Origin of the sequence: Comamonas sp. MYb21, assembly GCF_037479395.1 — a bacterium.
Classification (GTDB): Bacteria; Pseudomonadota; Gammaproteobacteria; order Burkholderiales; family Burkholderiaceae_C; genus Comamonas.
Genome location: NZ_JBBGZC010000002.1, coordinates 1 through 20,854 on the forward strand (window position 1 = coordinate 1; position 20,854 = coordinate 20,854).

The 20,854-nt window shown below is 57.3% G+C and carries 19 protein-coding genes and 1 other annotated feature; of the genes, 11 read left to right on the forward strand and 8 right to left on the reverse strand.

Going from position 1 to position 20,854, the window contains the following annotated elements; translation table 11 throughout:
- Positions 1-261: 261 nt before the first annotated feature.
- The 7 genes from WH367_RS03000 to WH367_RS03030 all read left to right on the forward strand — a co-directional run bounded on the left by WH367_RS03000 (position 262) and on the right by WH367_RS03030 (position 4,965).
- Positions 262-576 (forward strand): hypothetical protein, encoded by a 315-nt coding sequence (locus WH367_RS03000; RefSeq protein WP_339534139.1) that lies wholly within the window; start codon positions 262-264, stop codon positions 574-576.
- Between the two features lie 23 nt (positions 577-599).
- Complete coding sequence (locus WH367_RS03005) at positions 600-941, forward strand: helix-turn-helix domain-containing protein (protein WP_339534141.1); 342 nt, start codon at positions 600-602, stop codon at positions 939-941.
- A 56-nt stretch (positions 942-997) separates the two neighbouring features.
- Positions 998-1,828 carry an ImmA/IrrE family metallo-endopeptidase gene (locus tag WH367_RS03010; RefSeq protein ID WP_339534586.1) on the forward strand — a complete coding sequence of 277 codons (831 nt, stop codon included), beginning with the start codon at positions 998-1,000 and terminating at the stop codon, positions 1,826-1,828.
- The gene (locus WH367_RS03015) at positions 1,821-2,669 is read left to right on the forward strand and encodes a thymidylate synthase (RefSeq protein WP_339534143.1); all 849 of its coding nucleotides are present in this window, start codon (positions 1,821-1,823) and stop codon (positions 2,667-2,669) included. The genes WH367_RS03010 and WH367_RS03015 overlap by 8 nt, the downstream gene beginning before the upstream one ends.
- A gap of 11 nt (positions 2,670-2,680) precedes the next feature.
- Positions 2,681-3,796 (forward strand): nucleotide kinase domain-containing protein, encoded by a 1,116-nt coding sequence (locus WH367_RS03020; RefSeq protein ID WP_339534145.1) that lies wholly within the window; start codon positions 2,681-2,683, stop codon positions 3,794-3,796.
- 12 nt (positions 3,797-3,808) lie between these two features.
- A complete protein-coding gene (gene acpS / locus WH367_RS03025; RefSeq protein WP_339534147.1) occupies positions 3,809-4,267 on the forward strand; it encodes a holo-ACP synthase in 459 nt (152 codons plus the stop codon).
- 92 nt (positions 4,268-4,359) lie between these two features.
- Positions 4,360-4,965 (forward strand): dTMP kinase, encoded by a 606-nt coding sequence (locus WH367_RS03030; protein WP_339534149.1) that lies wholly within the window; start codon positions 4,360-4,362, stop codon positions 4,963-4,965.
- Positions 4,966-4,968: 3 nt separating this feature from the next.
- Here WH367_RS03030 and WH367_RS03035 read toward each other — a convergent pair whose 3' ends face one another.
- The 8 genes from WH367_RS03035 to WH367_RS03070 form a co-directional block, all read right to left on the reverse strand.
- A complete protein-coding gene (locus WH367_RS03035) occupies positions 4,969-5,970 on the reverse strand; it encodes a thymidylate synthase (RefSeq protein WP_339534150.1) in 1,002 nt (333 codons plus the stop codon).
- A 95-nt stretch (positions 5,971-6,065) separates the two neighbouring features.
- Positions 6,066-8,225 carry a metallophosphoesterase gene (locus tag WH367_RS03040; protein WP_339534151.1) on the reverse strand — a complete coding sequence of 720 codons (2,160 nt, stop codon included), beginning with the start codon at positions 8,223-8,225 and terminating at the stop codon, positions 6,066-6,068.
- A 319-nt stretch (positions 8,226-8,544) separates the two neighbouring features.
- Positions 8,545-9,776 (reverse strand): IS3 family transposase gene (locus WH367_RS03045; RefSeq protein WP_445228060.1). Its coding sequence is split into 2 segments (ribosomal slippage): positions 8,545-9,485 and positions 9,485-9,776, totalling 1,233 coding nucleotides; the frame shifts between segments, so codons are not numbered across the junction.
- Positions 9,382-9,498, reverse strand: a sequence feature (AL1L pseudoknot). Its footprint overlaps the gene before it by 117 nt.
- Positions 9,777-10,191: 415 nt before the next feature.
- Entirely contained in the window at positions 10,192-10,533 is a 342-nt protein-coding gene (locus tag WH367_RS03050; protein WP_339534154.1) for a hypothetical protein, read from the reverse strand.
- Between the two features lie 99 nt (positions 10,534-10,632).
- On the reverse strand, positions 10,633-11,571 hold the full coding sequence (locus tag WH367_RS03055) for a ZIP family metal transporter (protein WP_445228068.1): 939 nt from the start codon (positions 11,569-11,571) through the stop codon (positions 10,633-10,635).
- A 60-nt stretch (positions 11,572-11,631) separates the two neighbouring features.
- On the reverse strand, positions 11,632-12,258 hold the full coding sequence (locus tag WH367_RS03060; protein WP_339534155.1) for a superoxide dismutase: 627 nt from the start codon (positions 12,256-12,258) through the stop codon (positions 11,632-11,634).
- Positions 12,259-12,313: 55 nt separating this feature from the next.
- Complete coding sequence (locus WH367_RS03065) at positions 12,314-12,808, reverse strand: hypothetical protein (RefSeq protein WP_339534157.1); 495 nt, start codon at positions 12,806-12,808, stop codon at positions 12,314-12,316.
- Positions 12,805-13,290: a DUF2325 domain-containing protein gene (locus tag WH367_RS03070; protein WP_445228069.1), complete on the reverse strand. Its 486-nt coding sequence runs from the start codon at positions 13,288-13,290 to the stop codon at positions 12,805-12,807. The genes WH367_RS03065 and WH367_RS03070 overlap by 4 nt, the downstream gene beginning before the upstream one ends.
- Before the next feature lie 301 nt (positions 13,291-13,591).
- Here WH367_RS03070 and WH367_RS03075 point away from each other — a divergent pair, with 301 nt between their 5' ends.
- The 4 genes from WH367_RS03075 to WH367_RS03090 all read left to right on the forward strand — a co-directional run bounded on the left by WH367_RS03075 (position 13,592) and on the right by WH367_RS03090 (position 20,853).
- On the forward strand, positions 13,592-15,397 hold the full coding sequence (locus WH367_RS03075) for a VRR-NUC domain-containing protein (RefSeq protein ID WP_339534159.1): 1,806 nt from the start codon (positions 13,592-13,594) through the stop codon (positions 15,395-15,397).
- Positions 15,394-17,724, forward strand: a complete 2,331-nt coding sequence (locus WH367_RS03080; RefSeq protein WP_339534161.1) for an ATP-dependent DNA helicase — start codon at positions 15,394-15,396, stop codon at positions 17,722-17,724. The genes WH367_RS03075 and WH367_RS03080 overlap by 4 nt, the downstream gene beginning before the upstream one ends.
- An 82-nt stretch (positions 17,725-17,806) precedes the next feature.
- Positions 17,807-19,951, forward strand: a complete 2,145-nt coding sequence (locus WH367_RS03085; protein WP_339534162.1) for a TonB-dependent receptor family protein — start codon at positions 17,807-17,809, stop codon at positions 19,949-19,951.
- A gap of 227 nt (positions 19,952-20,178) precedes the next feature.
- Positions 20,179-20,853 (forward strand): DUF2760 domain-containing protein, encoded by a 675-nt coding sequence (locus WH367_RS03090; protein ID WP_339534164.1) that lies wholly within the window; start codon positions 20,179-20,181, stop codon positions 20,851-20,853.
- Position 20,854: the final 1 nt, after the last annotated feature.

A 20,854-nucleotide genomic window follows, 5' to 3' on the forward strand; every position in this document is an offset into this window, starting at 1 on the left:
TGCTTGTTCGTCATGGCACCTCCTATTGGGCCTCAGATTTGAGGCTCAGAGGTGTCTAGGAAACCCGGGGCGATTCAACAGGATTGAGATGATTAACGGCGTGGACAATCTGGCAGCTACCCACGCGGGCTTAGTCATCTAGGCGTCTGTGCGAGAGCAATCGCTAACTGTGTCCACAGTCCACCATGGTCCATCTTGCAACGTTAGATCGGGAGTGGTAAGATATTCTTACCAGCCGTATTGGCTCCAACGGAGGATCAAATGGATACCGTCTTGATTCAGGAAACACTAGTAGAGGTTCTACAGCTCATTCAGACGACAAGTGAGCTCAAGTGTCCGCCCCTCAACGGGGAGACTAAGCCTATTGAGGTGTTGCCAGAATTCGACAGCAAGATCTGGCCTGTCGCTGTGAGCATGCTGGGTGCGAAGTTGGGGATCACTATTGCCAATGATGTAAACATCTTTCGTCAAGAGAATTCGTGCATCGCCCTGAGTGTTGACGAAATTGTTGCCAAAGTTCTTGCGCTCACCGAAGCGCAAGGCCAAGCAGAATCTATGAAGGTAAATGCTAGATGACAGACGGCGTAGATACCAAGCGTATGGCAATCGCTTACCGCTTACGCGAATCCAGGAAGGCCGCAGGCCTCTCTCAAGGACAGGTAGCAAAGTTATTGCAGATGCACCGCCCGACAATTTCAGAAATTGAAGCTAGCCATCGTCGTGTTACTGCTGAAGAGCTCGTGAAGTTTGCGGAAACTTACGATGTGACCGTGTCCTGGCTCCTGGGTGAAACTTCCGAGCAATTAGAAATGAACGACCCACGATTGCAGCTAGCTGCGCGCGAATTGAGCAAACTGAAATCAGACGACCTCGATCGCTTACTGCGTTTATTAGCGTCGATGCGTAGTTCAGATGCAGGAGACAGAGGGGCAGAGAAATGAACGCGCTAATTTCAAGAATAACGTCTTTAGAACGAAAAGCCCTGGTAATGCAAGGTATGCAGGCCTCAATTACTGCTCGCGTAAGGACGGGGTTGGACCTTAAAAGCCCCGCCTGCGTGTATAGGATATGTGAACTGCATGACGTTGCTGTGCGCTTTAATGACATAAATATGGAGGGTATGTATGATCGGACTCCGAAGCCTCGCATCCATCTGTCAGCCCTCCGACCATTGGGCAGACGAGCTTTCACATGCGCTCATGAGTTGGGTCATCACATCTTTGGACACGGTTCGACAATTGAGGAATTGCGAGAGGACCAAGCTAACAATGCAGACCGCCCTCCAAACGAAATTTTGGCCGATTCGTTTGCATCTTTTCTTTTGATGCCAACGTTGGGGCTACGGCAGGCATTCGCTAAAAGAAATCTGAATCCGAATAGCGCAACAGCACTGGATATGTATGCAATTGCTTGCAATTTTGGTGTGGGTCAAGCGACTTTAGTAAATCATCTAGCTTACAGCCTCAATATGATAAGTTTGGTTCAGCGTGATCGGCTGGGACGAATCACACCCAAAATGATCCGAACTGAACTGCTGGGAGAGGTCGTTTCTACGCCAGTTACCATCGCAGATCAATACTGGACCTCGTCAACGCTGGATATGGAACAGGATGCACTCTTAGCTCTCCCTCCAGGGGTGGTCGTGGATGCTTCAATGCTTGTGCCAGAGCGCGATCTGGCCACGGGTCGACTTTTCCGCGCTGCAAAATGCGGCATAACTCGAGTGGTTATACCGGGGACGCAATGGGCAACTTATGTCCGTGTCGCCAGACGTCAATATGTTGGACTGGCCCGATTCCGTCACCTTGAGGAGACCTCTGATGAGTAAGCTTTCCCATTCAATTGGCCCACTTCTGATCGACGAGGCGGATGTTTCGCGTGCATGGGCCAGAGCAGTTATTCACGTGATGGATCATTCAGGCCTGGAAGTATCGCCCCTAATCTTGAGTGTTACAGGATTTGGTGATCAGTCCGTGATTCCAGAAACGCGCTCTATTCGCATTGCGCTCGATAAGCTTCTCTCCGCAAAGAAAATGCGTAGTGTCGAAGATGTAGCATTCACCATATTCCCTCAGCGCCTTTGGAAAATTGCTCAAGGTGATAGATCTTTGTTATTTCATTATTACAAGGATGTATTTCCACGCTACCAGGCGATGAACCCTCGCGGCAATCGTCGTGGCTTGTATTTTGAGCGGTTGATCAAATATGGTCGAGGTCCTTGCGAAGGGAATCAGTTAGAGTGGATTCTTTCTCAGTTTGAAGGGCGCGAAGGAGTTCGGCGATCGATGTTTCAGGCTAGTGTATTTGATCCGGAGCGTGATCACATTGCTGACGCACAACTTCAATTTCCATGTCTTCAACATGTTAGCTTTGAGCCTACTGTTCAAGGCTTGGTGATCAATGCCTTCTATGCGACGCAGCAGCTGTTTGTAAAGGCATATGGAAATTATCTTGGCATAGCCCAGCTAGGTGCTTTTATGGCCCACGAAATGCAAACAAAACTGTTAAGAATGAATGTTGTGGTCGGTGTCGCAAAGTTCGAGCGTATATCTAAGTCAGATCATGATCTGCAGCCATTGATTGCCTTGTGTCGCGAAGCTTTTTCTCCGCAGACCGATGTCTCTGAAGGTATTAGTGTTCCTGCAATGAATTCAGAGATTTCAGCGTGACAGTCCAGTCTATGAGCAATAGCGTTTTTTTAGAAAGTGATTTGGTGGCTGAAATATCTACAGAAGTGGATGCTGCACACCTCTTGCCGGTAAAGGTTACACCAGTCTTTGACACATACTGGCGATTCGCCGCGGAGCGTCAGAAAGTATTTTTTCAAAGACTAAATGGTAGGCCAGGGCCATGGACAAAGGATCCACTGATATCGATCCATAAATTTACAAATGCATATCGTGCCTCTGATAGAGTGAGTCAGTATCTGATACGACATGTGATTTATCGTGATGATTTGCCTCAATCGCCTGAAGAAGTTTTTTTTCGCACGCTGCTTTTTAAGCTCTTTAATAAAATTGAGACCTGGCAGTTGCTCGAGCATAGCTTTGGGGCGATAACCTTCAGAGATTACAAATTTGACAATTATGATAGGGTGCTGTCTCAGGCGATGGCAGCTGGTGGGCGAATATACTCTGCAGCCTACATCATGCCCCCGGGCGGCTCCGCTTTTGGGCATAAGGCTAAACATCAGAATCATTTGCGACTACTGGAGCGAATGATGGCTGATAGGTTAGCAGGGCAACTTGGGGCGCTTAAGCGAATGCAAGCAGCGTTCGAGTTGTTCAGAAGCTATCCAACTATTGGAGACTTTCTAGCATACCAGTTCGTAACGGATATAAACTATAGCGAAGTCACAGACTTCACAGAGATGGATTTCGTCGTACCTGGGCCGGGTGCTAAGGATGGATTGAAGAAGTGTTTTTCCTACACTGCTGGACTTAATGAGGCGGAACTAATTCGGCTTATGGTTGATAACCAAGAGCAGGAGTTCAACAGGCTTGGTATAAAGTTTGATAATCTGTGGGGGCGGCGCTTGCAGTTGATCGATTGCCAGAATCTTTTTTGTGAGGTAGATAAGTATTCTCGCGTTGCGCATCCGAATATAGTTGGAATATCTGGACGGACACGAATAAAGCAAAAATTTTCGCCTACCGGTCCCCTCGAGGTTCCTTGGTTTCCGCCCAAGTGGGGGTTAAATACAAAGATTGAAGCGGAATTTTCGGAAAAATTGTCTACCTTTAATTCCCGAGATGCGGTTTCTATTCAGGTTAATTTAGATCTAAATATAAGATAAATTTTTATATAAATGCTTAAACGCATTATGGGTAAATTTTGTCGTGGAGATGCTGCGGTGATTGATAAGCCTAATTTTTCTTATTTTCAAAATGTGGTTGTGCACGGGGTGGACCTTGTCGAAATGAGCAGCTTTTCGCGGTTAATCACAAAGCAGGCAAACAGTTGCCTAGATCGTTACTTTACTCTGGGAGAGTTAGCTGCGGTCGGCGAGGGGGTGGATAGAATTGACAAGCTGGCATCTCGTTTTGCCATAAAGGAGTCAATATTAAAGGCGCTAGGCACAGGGTGGGGCGATGGCGTTTCGTATACCGATGTCGAGGTAGTTTCCCAGCAACGCGGGGCACCATCAGTCATATTGCATCGCCAATTACTCATCATCGCGGAAGAGCAAGGTATTGGGCGATGGCTGGTGAGCGCAAGCCATGCAGGCTCGATCACGATCGCTAGCGTAATCGGTCTTAAGTTGTGAATTGTTATATCTAGAGGTGTTTAAATCCTCATAGGTTCATATTATGTTAAGTTACACTGATCAGATTAACGGGCGCGTGGAGGCTGTTTCAAATGATGAATAGCAGCGGTAAGTTGTATGTTTTTGAAGGGCCGGACTCAGTTGGTAAATCTACTTTATCAAGACTCTTTGCCAACCATCTCGGTGAAATAGGTGAGGACTGCGTCCTTTTGGCGTTTCCTGGCAATGATGACGGAACTATAGGGAGTTTGATCTATAAAATCCATCATTCTGCCCGGGATCTAGGAATTGCCGAGCCATCTAACGCGGCGCTGCAAATGCTTCACGTTGCTGCGCATATAGATTCTATTCAGAAGAAAATTATTCCTGCTCTTACTTCAGGAAAATCTGTTGTGCTTGACAGATTTTGGTGGTCTACCTCAGTTTATGGAAAGACTGCCGGTCTAGATGATACCTTGTTGAGCTTGATAATTGGTCCAGAAGAGTATACTTGGGCAGGGAATTTTCCGGCTGTGGTCTTTCTTTTGGAGCGAAGTAATCCATTTGAATTTCCAGTTTCAGATACGTGGCTGAGATGCGCTTCTCTGTATAGAAAATTGGCTGCGGTTCAGAAAAGTATACATAGGGTCATCCAGATAAGTAACGAAGGTTCAATAGAGGATGCTTTGGAATTCGCAGTGCGCAATCGCACCTCATGATATTTACTCCTGACAACGTTCGAGCCATGCTGACCATGCCTGTATTAGCGCCGGATTGGAACACTTCTCTGCAATAGCGCTAGCTTCATCCTTCCAAGATCTCCGACGAGCAGCGTCTGCTCCCGCGATATACATGTAGTTGGCCCATCCGCTGGGCAACTCAAGTGTCTCAATAAATCGTAGCAGCTGCTTAGGCTTCAGTTCAGCAAGCTGCATGCGATTCATACAATCCTCAAGGATCGGTAAAATTTTTACAAAATCTGTTCGGGAGAGGGCAAGTGAATCATTGTTTTTTGCCTCTGTAATAACATCAGTAAAAGTGCATTGATCGAAGTTTTTCTCGTAGAGATGAAGGCTATCGGACACTAAAACAAAGGAGCCCATTTGAATTCCCAGCCAACCTGAGATTACTTCTTGCAGAGAGGTAAACTGCACAAAGTTGTGAGGGGTGCCCAAGAAAATATCATTGCTTCTCATAACTTGGAGCCATTCAAGTTTTTGAGAGCGAATCTTTAACATGCTCATGACGTTGCACGGTATGTCAGCGTCTCTACTGATGCCGTTTGCTAGCGGTAAATCCGATTGACTGTCCCAAATTTGAAGTACTACTTGTCTCGACTCTGGATTTGACTCAAGAATACTGTATGCACGCTCGATCTGATCGAAACCAAAATGCGATCTCAGTCTATGCCCGTATGCACCATGATAGGTTTGTCCTGATCCAGCGTATTTTGGCAGCAAGGGATTCCAGAAGTTTAAGAAGCCTGAGTCATTCTTGCCAAGAAGTATCCAGACAACTTCTGCAATTGCAAATGCTGGATTTATTGCCGGGCGCCGAGAAAGTACCCAACGTTGCTTTGGATCTTGTAGATGCAAACTGCAATGAAGTAGCTCTCTCATTGGACCGAGCCGGCTACACTCAAGCTCCAATTTCTCGGAATTTAACTCGATAAACGCTTTGCGCCAAAGCTCGTCAGCGGTGTTTGCATCAAAAATATTAAACATATATTTCCAAGTGCCGAGAGTTCAAGAGCTTTATATTTTTATAAGTCAATCTTCGACTGAGCTTTTCGATGCTCGACTTTTTAAAGGTAAACATATTAGGTGGAGGTTTCTCCAGAGACTTCTAGCAGGTTACACTGCTTAATCGCCTTTTCTAATAATTTTGACATAACGTCTGACCATTTTTTTCCTATATTTGGTTTAGGAATTTCCTCCCCTTTGTCTGCAATCGCTTCAAGTGTTTCTGCGAGTTCAATGCATTGGGGCAAACGGTCGCCGCTTCCAGCCTTCAGATATATGGATAGACGCCTTGGTCCTTCGATTGCAACGACAGGTCCGCCATCGCCCGTGCTTTTCAGCGTTTCTAGCAAGTCATGAAGAGCGGTCATCCATTCATTGAAAACGTCGCGCTCGTTCAAACTGAATGCCTTGTTCTTTAAGAACGCAGACGCAAGAACGAAGTACTTCTCGGGAGTTTGATCAAGCCAGCGATCTATTGCCGGCATTGCGACATGAGTTGGCGATCGTGCTAATGCACGCGCACAGGCCGTAATGGTAGTTATGCGACCTGGCTGCCCATTAAAAGAGCTTCCAACCCGTTTTTGAAGTTCTAGTAGTTCTGCTACATTAATTGGCCACCATTTGACCATTTCTTGGGCTCGATAATACCCGATACAGTCAATATAAACCTTTCCTAGAGTTTCGCGTCTGGCAAATTGGACCAGGCAAAATGATGCAAAATCATTTCTGCTATCGCTTGTTTCTTTAAAATCAAGCGTGGGATCAATTAATATTGCGATTGCACGGGTAGTAGAGCCTTTTTTGAGAAGACTGCGAACGCGTTCGATTTGGTCCAAATTGCTTGAGTATTTGTGAAGGCGTGTGCCATGAATATATGGAACGCGTTCTTGGAGAAGTGATTGAGGAAGTTGCCACCAGTCTACCAGCTGTTTTAACCACTCCTTTCGTTTCTCTTCTGACATTTGGGTTAGGAGAGGGTAATCGTCAGGAAGCTTTTCTACAGATGAGAAATCCTCAAGATCAAGCTGAACTATTAGTGTCTTGTCATTGGCCTCTTTTTCTGCAGCAATTTTGACGCGTGCATAAACTTCATTGAAGTCTTTACCTTGAATGACTAATGGGGCTTCTTTTGGGGCATCGATCGTAGGCCATAACCTATATGTGTCAGGTACTGATACGGCTCCATTTATACCTCCACGAGGAACTGCCACCGGGACTACTTTTAATGCCGGAGACCAAGGGAGGCCGTCGAGCTCAAGAATTCGCATGGCATCTGAATGATGTAAGCCATCAAATGATGCACCTGAAATGATGAGGGATCGGTGCGGTGCGCTGTTGATGTCAAGTTCAATTATATCGCTGTAAGCTTTTCCGACATGCTTGTGCCCATGCAAGACTACATTAATACATTGTTCGGCTATGAATGTTCGAACTTGCTGTAGGTTGCTCAAGTCCGAAAATGGTTTTACCTCTTCGACCAGAGACGGTGCAAGCAAATGATGATGCAAGGTCATAATTCGAATTTGCTTGCCGTTAGTCGGCGCTGGAATATCTCCTAACATTCTACGCAATGCAGCTAACTGGTCTGGGGAGACTCTCGCCATGTCATAGCGTTCAATTCTTGAAAGCTCCTTTTGAAGTTCTTTTTGAAGTTCATTGTCATCTGGGGCTAGCAATGCGGGAATAGAGGGCCACAGAGCTTTCAATTCCTCGGAAATGGCATCTACGTGCGACCAATTGCATGAGTTCATAGCTATTACTGCCCATGATTTATCTGGTGCCAATAGGATATGCTTGGAATAGTTAAACTCTTCGTCGATTCCGTCTAACCAAGGAGTAATGCATCCTCTATCGCGCCATACTTCGATGAAGTTTGAGTATCGTTCATTGGAACTTGGCGCAACACTTCGTTGTATATCATGATTTCCAGGAATTGCTACTATATTGGATGGCCTAATTCCGAATGGTCTAAGTTGTTCACATATAAGGTCTAGCAAGATTTTGTCGCCGCCTTTTATTCCAGCACTCATTGCGTCACCAGAGAAAATTACGCCATCGAGATTTTGGCTTTTCTTTTTTAAATTCTCAGCTAATCTTTCTAGTGTCTTTGATATCGCCAATTCGCGTGTCTGGCGCTCTAGAGGAATGGAGGATTTTCTATCGTCTAGCTTGAATTCTGAGCCATCAGGTTTTAAATGAGCATCAGTAATGTGTAGAAAGCGTGGTATATTATTCATAATGTCCCTCTCTTGTCTTAAGGATTTTATATTTTCCCGGTGCTTAAAAATGCGCGTATAGGTCGGATGTGGTTTGTTGACTAGGTTTTATCAGCTTTTATCATTGAATTATCCAACAGCAACCATTGCCCCTGTGCTTGGAGGGTGTAGCCAGATATCCAAAACGAACTGAGTCCGTGAGTGCTGGCGGTGACCCATGGTTTGGGCGGACCACCTATGGCATACGCTCACTACAAAGTCGAATGATGGCTATAGTGCGTCCACCTTAGTAAGTCCAAGGTGAATCGCCCCGCCTTTCATGGAGGCTGGTTGGTTTAAGTCATGCCGCCATCGTGGCGGTCTGACTGGCGAGTTGCCGGTAATAGTTTGCCTCAGCTTCTGCAGGCGGGATGTACCCGATGGGTTCGAGCAGGCGATGGTGGTTGAACCAGGACACCCATTCGAGTGTCGCGAACTCCACCGCTTCCTTGGTCTTCCACGGTGCCCGGCGATGGATCAGCTCGGCCTTGTAGAGGCCGTTGATCGTCTCGGCCAAAGCGTTGTCATAGGAATCGCCTTTGCTGCCGACTGATGGCTCAATGCCGGCCTCACCCAGTCGTTCCGTGTACCGGATGCTGACGTATTGCGAGCCGCGATCGGAGTGACAAATCAAGCTGCCGTCGCGCTTGGGCTGACGGTTGTACAGCGCTTGCTCCAAAGCATCGAGCACGAAGTCCGTGCGCATCGAGCTGCTGACTCGCCAGCCCACGATGCGCCGGGCGAACACATCGATCACGAAGGCGACGTACAGCCAGCCTTGCCATGTCGACACGTAAGTGAAGTCCGATACCCACAGTTGGATCGGTCGCTGCGCGCGGAACTGCCGGTTGACACGATCCAGCGGGCACGGTGCTTTGGAATCGCTGATTGTGGTCTTCACCACCTTACCGCGCATCACGCCCCGAAGTCCCAAGCGCCGCATCAGCCGCTCGACTGTACAGCGCGCCACAGCAGTGCCCTCGCGCTTCAGTTGCCTCCAGACCTTGTCGGCCCCATAGACTTGCATGTTGGCCTGCCAGACGCGCTGAATCGCAGGCATGAGGGCATCGTCGCGTTGCGCCCTGGCGCAGCGCCTGTGCGGCTCGCGCAGCAGTGCCACGTGCCGCCGATAGCCCGACGGGGCGACCTGCAAGACCTTGCAGATCGGCTCGACCCCGAAGGTGTCACGATGCTTGTCGATGAAATCCCTCAAGACTTCAGTCGGCGGCCCGGCTCCGCCTGGGCGAAAAACGCGCTCGCCAGCTTCAAAATCTCGTTAGCTCGACGCAATTCCTTGACCTCGCGTTCTAGTTCCTTCATCCGCTGGGCCTCGCCGGTCGTCACGCCTTCTCTAACGCCGTTGTCGACCTCGTCGCGCTTGACCCATTCGTTCAGCGTCTGCGGCACACAGCCAATCTTCGGTGCAATTGATTCGATCGCTGCCCACAGCGACGGGTACTCCCCACGGTGCTCCTGCACCATCCTCACCGCGCGCTCACGCACCTCAGGTGAAAACTTGTTCGACTTCTTCATGGCTCAATCTTCTCAGAGTGTTGAGCCTCCACAAAATCCGGGGCGATTCAGTGTTGGCTCACACCGATCGGAGCGGATACATCGGCCACCTTATGGCCTCGCTCCGTGATCTGCTTGACCGCCTCCATCTTGAATTCTTCAGAGTCTGGCTGCTTTTTTGTCATGGCACCTCCTATTAAGCTTCAGTTTTGAGGCGCGAAGATTTCTAGTATCGCCGGGGGGCGTTTCAAGCCAAGGCCCGCGCAGCGTGGAAAGTTTATCTATGCTGCGAAGGTCGCGACTGTGCTCAACGGGATCGCTGAAATATGAGTGCTGAACTCTTGTTCTCGGTGGCTACGCGATATGGGCGGGCCGTTAAGGGGCGCTGTCCGCCAGATGGTTAAGTCTCAAGGGGGGCGGGAGCTGGCAGACAAATTCAAAGCTCGTTGTCCGGGCTGGCACATGCAGCTTCCCGGCGTCCGCCGCCTTTCAACGCATCGAGAATGAGCAGCGCCGTGGGTTGGTCATCGCCTGCGGTGTCCATCACCTGCTCAATGTGCAATGCCAGGAGTTCAGCGCTCGACCAATCCATTACCCAGCTGTTTGCCGTTTGCTGGCTTCGCAGTGAAGGCGGACCAAAGCCGGTGAATATCCCGGGATAACCCATACCGGGGAGAAACACTTCATAGGTGCCGGTGTCTGCGACAAACACGAGCAGATACGAGCGGTCGCCTTGCAGTTTCGCTCTGCTAATCCTCAACACTCTCGAAATCTGCATGCACCACCCTTCATCCCGAAAGAAGCGGTTGTACAGGTTTGCTGAGACTCTGGCAAGGTGCGACACGGCCCACTTTGAAGGGCATCAGCCGCTACCCCCTCACCCCAAAGCCGTATCCAACACCATCATCAACACAAACCCCACCATCAACCCCGTAGTCGCAAAAAACTCATGCCCCTTGCGGTGCGATTCCGGGATGATTTCGTGGCTGATGACGAAGAGCATGGCGCCGGCGGCGAAGCCCAGGCCCCAGGGGAGGAGCAGTGCGGAGCTGCCGATGATGGCGGCGCCGGCGACGGCGCCCAGGGGTTCGACCAGGCCGGAGGCGATGCCCAGCAGGACGGAGAAGCCTCGGCTGTAGCCGACGGCCAGCAGTGCGGCGGCGACGACAAAGCCTTCGGGGACATCCTGGATGGAGATGCCGATGGCGAGCGCGTTGGCGCGCATGCCTTCATTGCCGGCGTAGCCCACGCCAATGGCCAGGCCTTCTGGCAGGTTGTGCAGGATGATCGCAAATACAAACAGCCAGGTGCGGCGCAGCTGCTGGGCGCTGGCGCCTTCACGGCCTTTGATGAAGTGTTCATGGGGCAGCAGGCGGTCCATCACCAAGAGGGCCATGCCGCCCAGCAGGATGGAGGTGCCGACGACGCCCCCTGCAGCCCAGGCGCTGCCGCCAAAGATGTTCGAGGCGCGTGCGGCATCCAGTGCGGGGATGACCAGCGAGAACGCGCAGGCGGCCAGCATCACGCCGGCGCCAAAGCCAAACAAGGTGTCACGTGTGCGCTCCGACGGGCGCTGGGCCAGCAGCACGGGCAGGGTGCCCAAGGCGGTGGCCAGGGCGGCCATGCAGCCGCCCAGCAGCGCATTGCGCACGGAGGGCTCGTTTTTGAGGCCATCCCAGATGAGCGCGCCGAGCGCAAATACCCCCAGACCACAGATCAGCAGACCGATGCGGGTTCGCAGCTTGAGCGCCGGTTTGGGCGCAGGGCTGGCGGTGCTGCGCGATGCGTCATCGCGCGGGTCGGGCTGGTTGTCCATTTCCATCGGTTGGTTGCCTGGGGTCATGTGCGTGCTCGCGTGCTCGAAAAAGGGAGTGACTTACTTGCCCAGCGCTGCGGCGTACTTGCGGGCAACAACGCCCCAGTCCACCACATTGTAGAAAGCGGCAATGTATTCAGGGCGGCGGTTTTGGTACTTCAGGTAGTAAGCGTGCTCCCACACATCCAGGCCCAGGATGGGGGTGTTGCCCGAGCCAATGCCTTGCATCAGTGGCGAGTCCTGGTTGGCGCTGCTTTCCACCGCCAGCTTGCCTTCAGGGGTCACGGTCAGCCAGGCCCAGCCGCTGCCAAAACGGCTCAGTGCCGCCTTGGTGAAGGCATCCTTGAACGCGTCAAAACCACCCAGGTCGGCATCGATGGCCTTGGCCACATCGCCTTGGGGCAGGCCGCCGCCGCTGGGCGACATCACTTCCCAGAACAGGCTGTGGTTGGCATGGCCGCCGCCGTTGTTGCGCACGGGCAGGCGCAGCTTCTCGGGCAGCGATTCCACCTGGGCCACCAGCGCTTCGATGGACAGGTTGGCAAACTCCGTGCCTTCAACCGCAGCGTTGAGGTTGTTCACATACGTCTGGTGGTGCTTGCTGTAGTGGATCTCCATCGTCTGGGCGTCAATGTTGGGCTCCAGGGCATCGTAGGCATAGGCCAGCTTGGGCAGGGTATAGGACATATCGTGTGTCAGTTGTTGAGTGGAGAACAGTGGGTCAATGCCGGTGCGGCGGCTGTCAGTGCAGCAGCGTGCCCGGCGGCGGGTTGCCCGAAGGCATGGGAACGCTGTGGGCCTGCCGCTCCATCGCATCCTCGCGCTCGCGGGCGGCGCAGCGGTTGTGGTGCTCGGTCAGTGCGGCAAAGGTGTGGTGCAGGTGCTTGCAGGCGGCCGATCGCAGATCGGCGCTGGCATGGTCATCGCGCGTCAAGGCCAGCAGCTGGTGGTGGGCGCAGTTGATGCACTCGCCGGCCGATATCGGCTGGCTCAGGGTGGTGAAGCAGTCGGCCAGGTTCAGGTGCGCCACCACAAAGGCGGCCAGGCGGTCATCGGCGCAAACGCCTGCCGGTGCATCGTGGAACAACTGGTGCGCCACGCGCAGCGCATGCTCATGCCAGGCCAGCGCCTGCTCGGGGCGGTTGTCGCGGCTGGCTTCCACGCCGGTCTGGGTCAGGCGCTCCCATTCGCGCAGCAGCAGCGGACCCGATACGGAGGACGGAAAACGCGAGCTCATGGCAGCTCCTTGGCGGGCACGCTGGCCGCCGTCACTACCCAGGCGTGCGAGGCCTTGGCGGTTTCTGTGGGGACAAAAGCCTGGGGGTCTTCCAGCAGGCAGGTGCTGCCCAGGCGCTTGCACTGGTCGTGCTCGCGCCAGTAGCCGCCGTGGCTGATGCAGCCGGTCTGGCAGATCACCAGGTTGGTGGCATGCTGGCCCAGCTCTTGCAGATAGGCATCGGGTGGCGGCGGGGGCACGGCGGCCACTTCCATCGTCGCGGCCGGGTCCACACAGCGGCGCACGGCCGTGACGGCCGCGCGGTTGGCGATGGCCGACAGGTGCACCAGGCGGTCCTCGCGCTCCCAGATGAGGGCGCTGTCGCGCATGATGACCTGGGCCCGCAGCTGGGTGACCTGGGCGCGCAGCGCCTCGACTTCCGCGCGCAGTGCATCGACCTGGGCCGTGCAGCGCGCTTGCAGTGCAGCATAGTGGCGCAGCATCACACCGTGCTCCTGCACCAACGGATGGATGTCACTGTCTGGGTTTGGCACGGTTGGCTCGCCTCCACGGGATAAACGGAAAACACTTTGCTCGGCATCAAGGCAGCGTCAAATAAAAACATAATAAATGAGAATCGTTTCTATTCGCAAACTCATTTGTATATGGCCTGCCTGCAAGCAGTGGAATAGTGCTATCGGCTGCGCGAGCCTGACGGCCAGAAGGGGACATGGCGGCAAAGTTAAAATAGCTGTATAAAAATACAGATAAGCTATCACTCACCCACACCGTATCCGACCCCCCATGCTGGCCCCCCACCGCTACTACTACCTGCACAACTTCGAGCGCGCGCTGCAGTGGCTGGGGCAGCGCTATGGCGATGTGCTGGACGCGCAGGAGCAGCAGTTTCTGGCGGACTTTGCCCAGGCCCCCATGCCGTCGCAGGCGCTGATGGTGCGCATGCTGATGCGGCGCGGGCCCTGGTTCCGGGCGGACAAGCTGGTCTACGACGAAATCCCCGATGTGCATGCCGCCGCACAGCCCCTGCTGGCGCTGGGCTGGATCGATGCCGATGCCGACATGGCGCTGGCCGAGCTGTTTGCGCTGCACACCAAGCCCGAGCTTCTGCAGATCTTTGCCAACGCCGGCTTGGCGCGCTCGCTGCGCAAGGCGGAGATGCTGGCCCAACTAGTTCAGCAGTCTGATCCAGGTACCGAGCAAGAAGCCCAAGAGCAGCTGCAGCCCTACCGCAGCTGGCACCCCCAGGCCGAGCATGCCGCCTGGCGCGTGACGGTCGGCGAGCTGGCCGAGGGGCTGCGCCTGATGTTCTTTGGCAATCTGCACCAGGACTGGTCAGAGTTTGTGCTGGCCGACCTGGGCATCTTCAAATACGAGACGGTGGCCTTTGATGCGCAGTCGCGCGCCTTCCAGACCCGTGCCGATGTGCAGGGCTACCGCCAGCTGCAGCAGTGGCGCCAGGCGGTGGATGAGGACGAGGACGAGGACCGCCAGGCCTTGATGGACGCGCTGGCCGCCTGGCGCAGCGCCAACCCCTGGCTGCAGCAGCGCCATGCCAAGGTGCTGCTGCGCCTGGGCCAGGCCTGCGAGCGCAGCCAAAGCTGGGCGCTGGCCGAGCAGGCCTATGCCGCCAGCCGCTATCCGGGCGCACGCCACCGCCGCATGCGCGTGCTGGAGCGCATGGAGCGCTTTGACGAGGCCCTGGCCCTCGCCAGCGCCGCCGCGCAGCAGCCCGAGAGCGATGAAGAAAGCCAGCGCCTGGCCCGCATGCTGCCGCGCCTGCGCCGCCACCTGGGCCAGCGCAGCGCCAGCCGCCGCGCGCTCAAACCTGAGGTGTCGCAGCTGCGCGAGGATGTGGCGCTGGAGCGTGTGCTGCGCATGCCACGCATGGCACCCGATCTGGTGGCGATGGATGCGCTGAGCGATGCGGCCGCGTTGGAAGCGGCCCTGCGCGCTGGTGAAGCGATGAACACCGCCGAGGCCACCGAAGGCCTGCGCCTGATGCCGGTGGAATACGCCTTGCGCGACCACTGGCACCGCGAGGACGCGCCGGTGTTTTATGTCGAAAACGCGCTGGTCAACTCGCTGTTTGGCCTGCTGTGCTGGCCAGCGATTTTTGCGCCTTTGCCGGGGGCGTTTTTTCATCCGTTCCAGGCGGGGCCGGCTGATGTCTATGCGCCCGATTTTGTTGCGCGGCGTGCGGCGCTGTTTGAGGCTTGTCTGGCGACCTTGGACGACGGCAGCTACGCCGAGGTGATCCGCCAGCGCTTTGCCGACAAGGCGGGCCTGCAGTCGCCCTTTGTGTTTTGGGGCACGTTGACGGAGGCGCTGCTGGACCATGCGCTGGCCTGCATACCGGCGGCCCACCTCCAACTTCTGTTCCAGCGCCTGCTTGGCAACCTGCAGGCCAACCGCACGGGCTTTCCGGACCTGGTGCGCTTTTGGCCGCAGGAGCGGCGCTACCAGCTGGTGGAGGTCAAAGGCCCGGGCGACAAGCTGCAGGACAACCAGATCCGCTGGCTGGAATACTGCGCCGCCCATGGCATACCCGTGGGCGTCTGCCATGTGCAGTGGCGCGAGGCGGGCGCATGAGCTACACCGTGGCGGTGCGCGCCTTGTGCGAGTTCACCGCCCGCGCGGGCGATCTGGATTTGCGCTTTACGCCTGCGCCATCGGCGCTGGAGGGCATCGAAGGCCATGACCTAGTGCGCGCCCGCCGGGGCGCTGGCTATGAGGCGGAACTGCGCCTGGCAGGCAGCTTTGAAGACCTGCAGGTACGCGGCCGCGCCGATGGCTTTGACCCGGCCCTGGGGCAGCTGGAAGAAATCAAGACCTACCGGGGTCAGATCGACAGTGTGCGCGACAACCACCGCGCCTTGCACTGGGCGCAGGCCAAGGTCTACGGCCATTTGTTGTGCCTGGAGCGGGGCCTGCCCAGCTTGAAGGTAGCGCTGGTGTACTTCAACGTCGGCACGCAGCAAGAGACGGTGCTGGCCGAGCAATACAGCGCAGCCGAGCTGCAGGCTTTTTTTGAGCAGCAATGCCGCTTGTTTTTAGACTGGGCGCGCAGCGAGGCCGCGCACCGCAGTGCGCGCGATGCGGCGCTCACCGCGCTGCGCTTTCCGTTTGCGCAGTTCCGCACCGGGCAGCGGGCGCTGTCGGTGGCGGTGTACCGCACGGCCCAGGCGGGCTTGCAGGCGGGTGGCGGCAGCTGTTTGTTGGCGCAGGCGCCCACCGGCATTGGCAAGACCGTGGCCACGATCTTCCCCATGCTCAAGGCCAGTGCGCAAGAGGGGCTGGACAAGCTGTTTTTTCTGACCGCCAAGACCACCGGCCACCGCCTGGCCTTGCATGCGCTGGGCCTGTTGCAGACGGCGCTGCAGGGCCAGACGGGCGCGGTGCCGCTGCGCGTGGTGGATCTGCAGGCGCGCGACAAAAGCTGCGAGCACCCGGACAAGGCCTGCCATGGCGAATCCTGCCCGCTGGCCCAGGGCTTTTACGACCGCCTGCCTGCCGCGCGCGCGCAGGCCCTGGCGCAGGAGCCGATGCTGACGCCCGACAAGGTGCGCAGCCTGGCGCTGCAGCACCAGGTCTGCCCCTATTACCTGACCCAGGAGCTGGCGCGCTGGAGCGATGTGGTTGTGGGCGACTACCACTACTTTTACGACAGCGCCGCGATGCTGTATGCGCTGACCCAGGCGCACCAGTGGAAGGTGGGCGTGCTGGTGGACGAGGCCCACAACCTGCTCGAACGCGCGCGCCGCATGTACACGGCCGAGTTGCCGCAGCACACCTTGGCTGCGGCGCGCAAGGCGGCAACCGGCCCGGTCAAGAAATCGCTGGATGCCTTGAATCGCCAATGGAACGCGCTGAACAAGACCCAGCACGAGGGCGGGCAGGACTACCAGGTCTACGCCGAGCTGCCGCCCGGCCTGCTGGGCGCCGTGCAGCGCGCCGTGGCCGCCATTGCCCAGGCCCAGGGCGACAGCCCCATGCTGCCGGGCGACGCGGTGCTGGGCTTTTACCTGGAGGCACTGTCCTGGCTGAACCTGGCCGAGCAGCTGGGGCCACATGCGCTGTTTGATATCAGCCTATGGGGCAACGGGTTGGGCAGCGCAGCCTCCGGCCGCCGGGGGCCGATGTCCACGCTCTGTATCCGCAATGTCGTGCCCGCGCCGCACCTGGCCGCGCGCCATACCGCCGCCTGCGCCACGGTGCTGTTCTCCGGCACGCTGGGGCCGCAGGCCTTCTACCAGGATCTTCTGGGCCTGCCACCCGCCACCCGCTGGGTAGAGGTGCCGTCACCCTTCCAGGCCGCGCAGCTGCAGGTGCAGATTGCGGGGCATATCTCCACCCGCTACCAGGACCGGGCGCAGTCGCTGGTGCCGATTGCCGAAGTGGTGGCGGCGCAGTTTGCGCGCCAGCCGGGCAACTACCTCTGCTTTTTCAGCAGTTTTGATTATTTGCAGCGTGCTGCCGAATGCATGCAGCGCCTGCACCCGCAGCTGCCGCTTTTCTGCCAGACCTCGGCCATGGACGACGCCGGGCGCGCCGCCTTTTTGGCGCGCTTTGACGAGGCCGGGCAGGGCATTGGTCTGGCGGTGCTGGGCGGGGCGTTTTCAGAAGGGGTGGATTTGCCGGGCAACCGGCTGATTGGCGCCTTTATTGCCACCTTGGGCCTGCCCCAGGTCAACCCCATCAACACGCATATGCAGCAGGCCATGGCCCAGCGCTTTGGCACTGCCAAGGCCTATGACTACACCTACCTCTACCCGGGGCTGCGCAAGGTGGTGCAGGCGGCCGGGCGGGTGATTCGCAGTGAGGACGACCGGGGCGTGGTGGTGCTGATCGACGACCGCTTTCACCGCGCCCAGGTGCGCGCGCTGCTGCCTAGCTGGTGGGAGCCGCAACGGTGGTAGATTGGGGTTTCTCAGAGGAGAGCAGGGGTTTATGTACCAAATTTCCCATAGCTTGAGACGCTGTAAGAGAATAGCGGCCTCTATGCCGATCCAAGCCTTTTCTCTCTCGCCCCTGCGCCCTGTGGCCGGGGCTGCTGCGCTGCTGTGCGCCTTGTCCGCTGCTGCGCAGACCGCACCAGCAACCCCCTCCACCGCTGAAACCCCCGCTGCCGAAGCCACCTTGCCGACCGTGTCGGTGCGCTCGGCTGTCGGCACCGCTGACTTGCTGCAATTGCCGGCATCGGCCAATGTGGTGGAAGGGCGCGAACTGCAGGATCGGCAGATGCAGGTCAACCTGTCCGAAGCGCTGGGCAGCGTGCCGGGCCTGACCCTGAACAACCGCAACAACTACGCCCAGGACTTGCAGCTGAGCGTGCGCGGCTATGGCGCGCGCTCCACCTTTGGCGTGCGCGGCGTGCGCCTGTATGTCGATGGCATCCCCGCGACCATGCCCGATGGCCAGGGCCAGACCTCGAATGTCGACATCTCCAGCCTGGAGCGGGTGGAGGTGCTGCGTGGCCCGTATTCGGCGCTGTACGGCAATGCCTCGGGCGGTGTGCTGAGCTTTTACACCGAAGACCCGCAAGGCCCGTTGAAGCTGGACACTGGCGTGAGCGTGGGCAGCGACGGCCAGCAGCGCTACAGCCTGAAGGCCAGCGGCCAGACGGAGGGCGGCATGGGCTATGTGCTGAGCACCAGCCGCTTCATGACCGATGGCTACCGCGAGCACAGCGCGGCCGACCGCAACCTGCTCAATGCCAAGCTGGTGATTCCGCTGGCGCATGACGACAAGCTGACCCTGGTGGCCAACCACACGCGGGGCGATGCGCAGGACCCGCAGGGCCTGACCATGGCGCAGTGGCAGGCCGATCCGCGCCAGGCCAGCAGCGTGGCCGAGCAGTACAACACGCGCAAATCGCTGGAGCAGCAGCAGCTGGGCGCCACCTATGACCTGCGCATCAACGCCCAGCAGAGCCTGAGCCTGTCGGCCTACTACGGCCACCGCAGCATGCTGCAGTACCAGTCCATTCCCAAGGCGCCACAGCTGGCGCCCGGCCACGCCGGCGGCGTGATCGACATGGCGCGCGACTATGCCGGTGCCCGCCTGGTCTGGGTGGGTGAGTTCGACACTATCGTGCCGCTGCAACTGAGCGCAGGGCTGGATCTGCAGCAGATGACCGAAAACCGCCAGGGCTACGAGAACTTTGTCGGCGACACCTATGGGGTGCGCGGCCAGCTGCGCCGGGATGAGAAAAACAAGGTCAGCAGCACCGACCCCTTTGTGCAGGCGCGCTGGCAGCTGGCCCCGCGCTGGAGCCTGGACACCGGCCTGCGCTACAGCCGCGTGCGCTTCAGCTCGGACGACTACTACATCCGCCCCGGCAATGGCGACGACAGCGGCAGCAGCCGCCACAGGAAGCTGCTGCCTCTTGCCTCGCTCTCCTACCAGCTCAGCCCGCAGCAGACGGTTTACGCCAGCGTGGGGCGCGGCTTTGAGACGCCGAGCATCACCGAGATGTCCTACCGCAACAGCGGCTCGGGCCTGAACACCGATCTGCGGCCCACCAGCAGCACGCAGTGGGAGCTGGGCTACCGCCAGCAGCTGCGTGGCGATGCGCTGCGCGGGCTCTGGAGCGCGGCACTGTTCCAGTCGCACAGCAGTGACGAGATCGTGACCGACCAGAGCGCTGGCGGCCGCACCACCTACCGCAATGCCGGCAAGACCCGGCGCCAGGGCCTGGAGCTGTCGGCCCAGCTGGACCTCATGCGTGACTGGCAGCTGCGCGCCGCCTACACCTGGCTGGATGCACGCTTTCGCGAGGATTCGGGCAGCGGCATCGCCGGCCAGCGTCTGCCCGGCCTGGCACGCCACAACGCCTACCTGGGCGCTGACTGGCGCATTGCCCCTGCCTGGACCGTCGGCATGGGTGTGCAGGCCAGCTCCAATGTGCAGGCCAACGATGCCAACACCCAGGCCGCCCCGGGTTACGCCACCACGGCCCTCAGCCTGGGCTACCGCGCGCAGATCGCCCCGCGCTGGACCTTGGCCGCCTTTGCACGGGTCAACAATGTGTTCGACAAGAACTACATCGGCTCGGTGATCGTCAATGACGGCAACCAGCGCTATTTTGAAAGCGCGATGGGACGTAACTGGGCCAGTGGCGTTAACGTCACTTACCAGTTCTGAGTACTCACCCCGCCCCGCCGGCGCTCCCGGCTTGCTGGTGCATAGCGCGGGGGCATAGGGCCAGCCGGTAAAATCCCCGGTTTTGCGGGCTGGCCGCCAGCTATAGCGGCTGTCCCCAGCACCTGCCGCAAACCCCCATTTTTTAAAACCACCCGCCTGCGCTCTGCAGCTGCCCCGGCCCTGGCCCCGCAGCCCCCGCGCCTTGGCGGCTGTCTGTTGGTGCCTCCATGAACAACACCCCCCCTTCCTTTTTGAGCCGTATCGCGATCGCGATCGGCAGCTTCTTTGCGATCCTCGGCAATGGCCGCCTGGCGGCTGATGTGCAGCGCGTGCGCGGCGGTGAGCGCCTGGCGGCCGATGTGCCGCCCCAGGAAGTGCGTGTCGAAGTCCCGGTCGAGAAGATCGTTGAAGTGCGCATCGAAGTGCCTGTCGAGAAAATCGTCGAGAAGACGGTAGAAAAGCGGGTCGAAGTACCGGTGGAAAAGCTGGTCGAGAAGCTCGTGGAAAAGACCGTCCAGCTGCCCAGCGAGACCGCTGCTTTGCAGCTGCTGGGCCTGCTCCAGCGCGAGGCCCGCTTTGTCGACTTTATCCAGGAAGACGTGGCGCCCTACACCGATGCCGAGATTGGCGCGGCCGCCCGCGTGGTGCATGAAGGCTGCCGCAAGGTGCTGCGCGAGCATTTTGCGCTGGCCCCTGTGCGTGCCGAGGCCGAAGGCAGCCGCATCACCCTGCAGGCCGGCTTTGATGCCGCAGCCGTGCGCCTGACCGGCAATGTGGTGGGCCAGGCCCCGTTTACCGGCACCCTGGGCCATCGGGGCTGGCAGGTGACCGAGGTCAAGCTGCCCCAGCTCACCGACACGGCAGCAGCCAAGGTGCTGGCCCAGGCCGAGGTGGAGCTCTAAA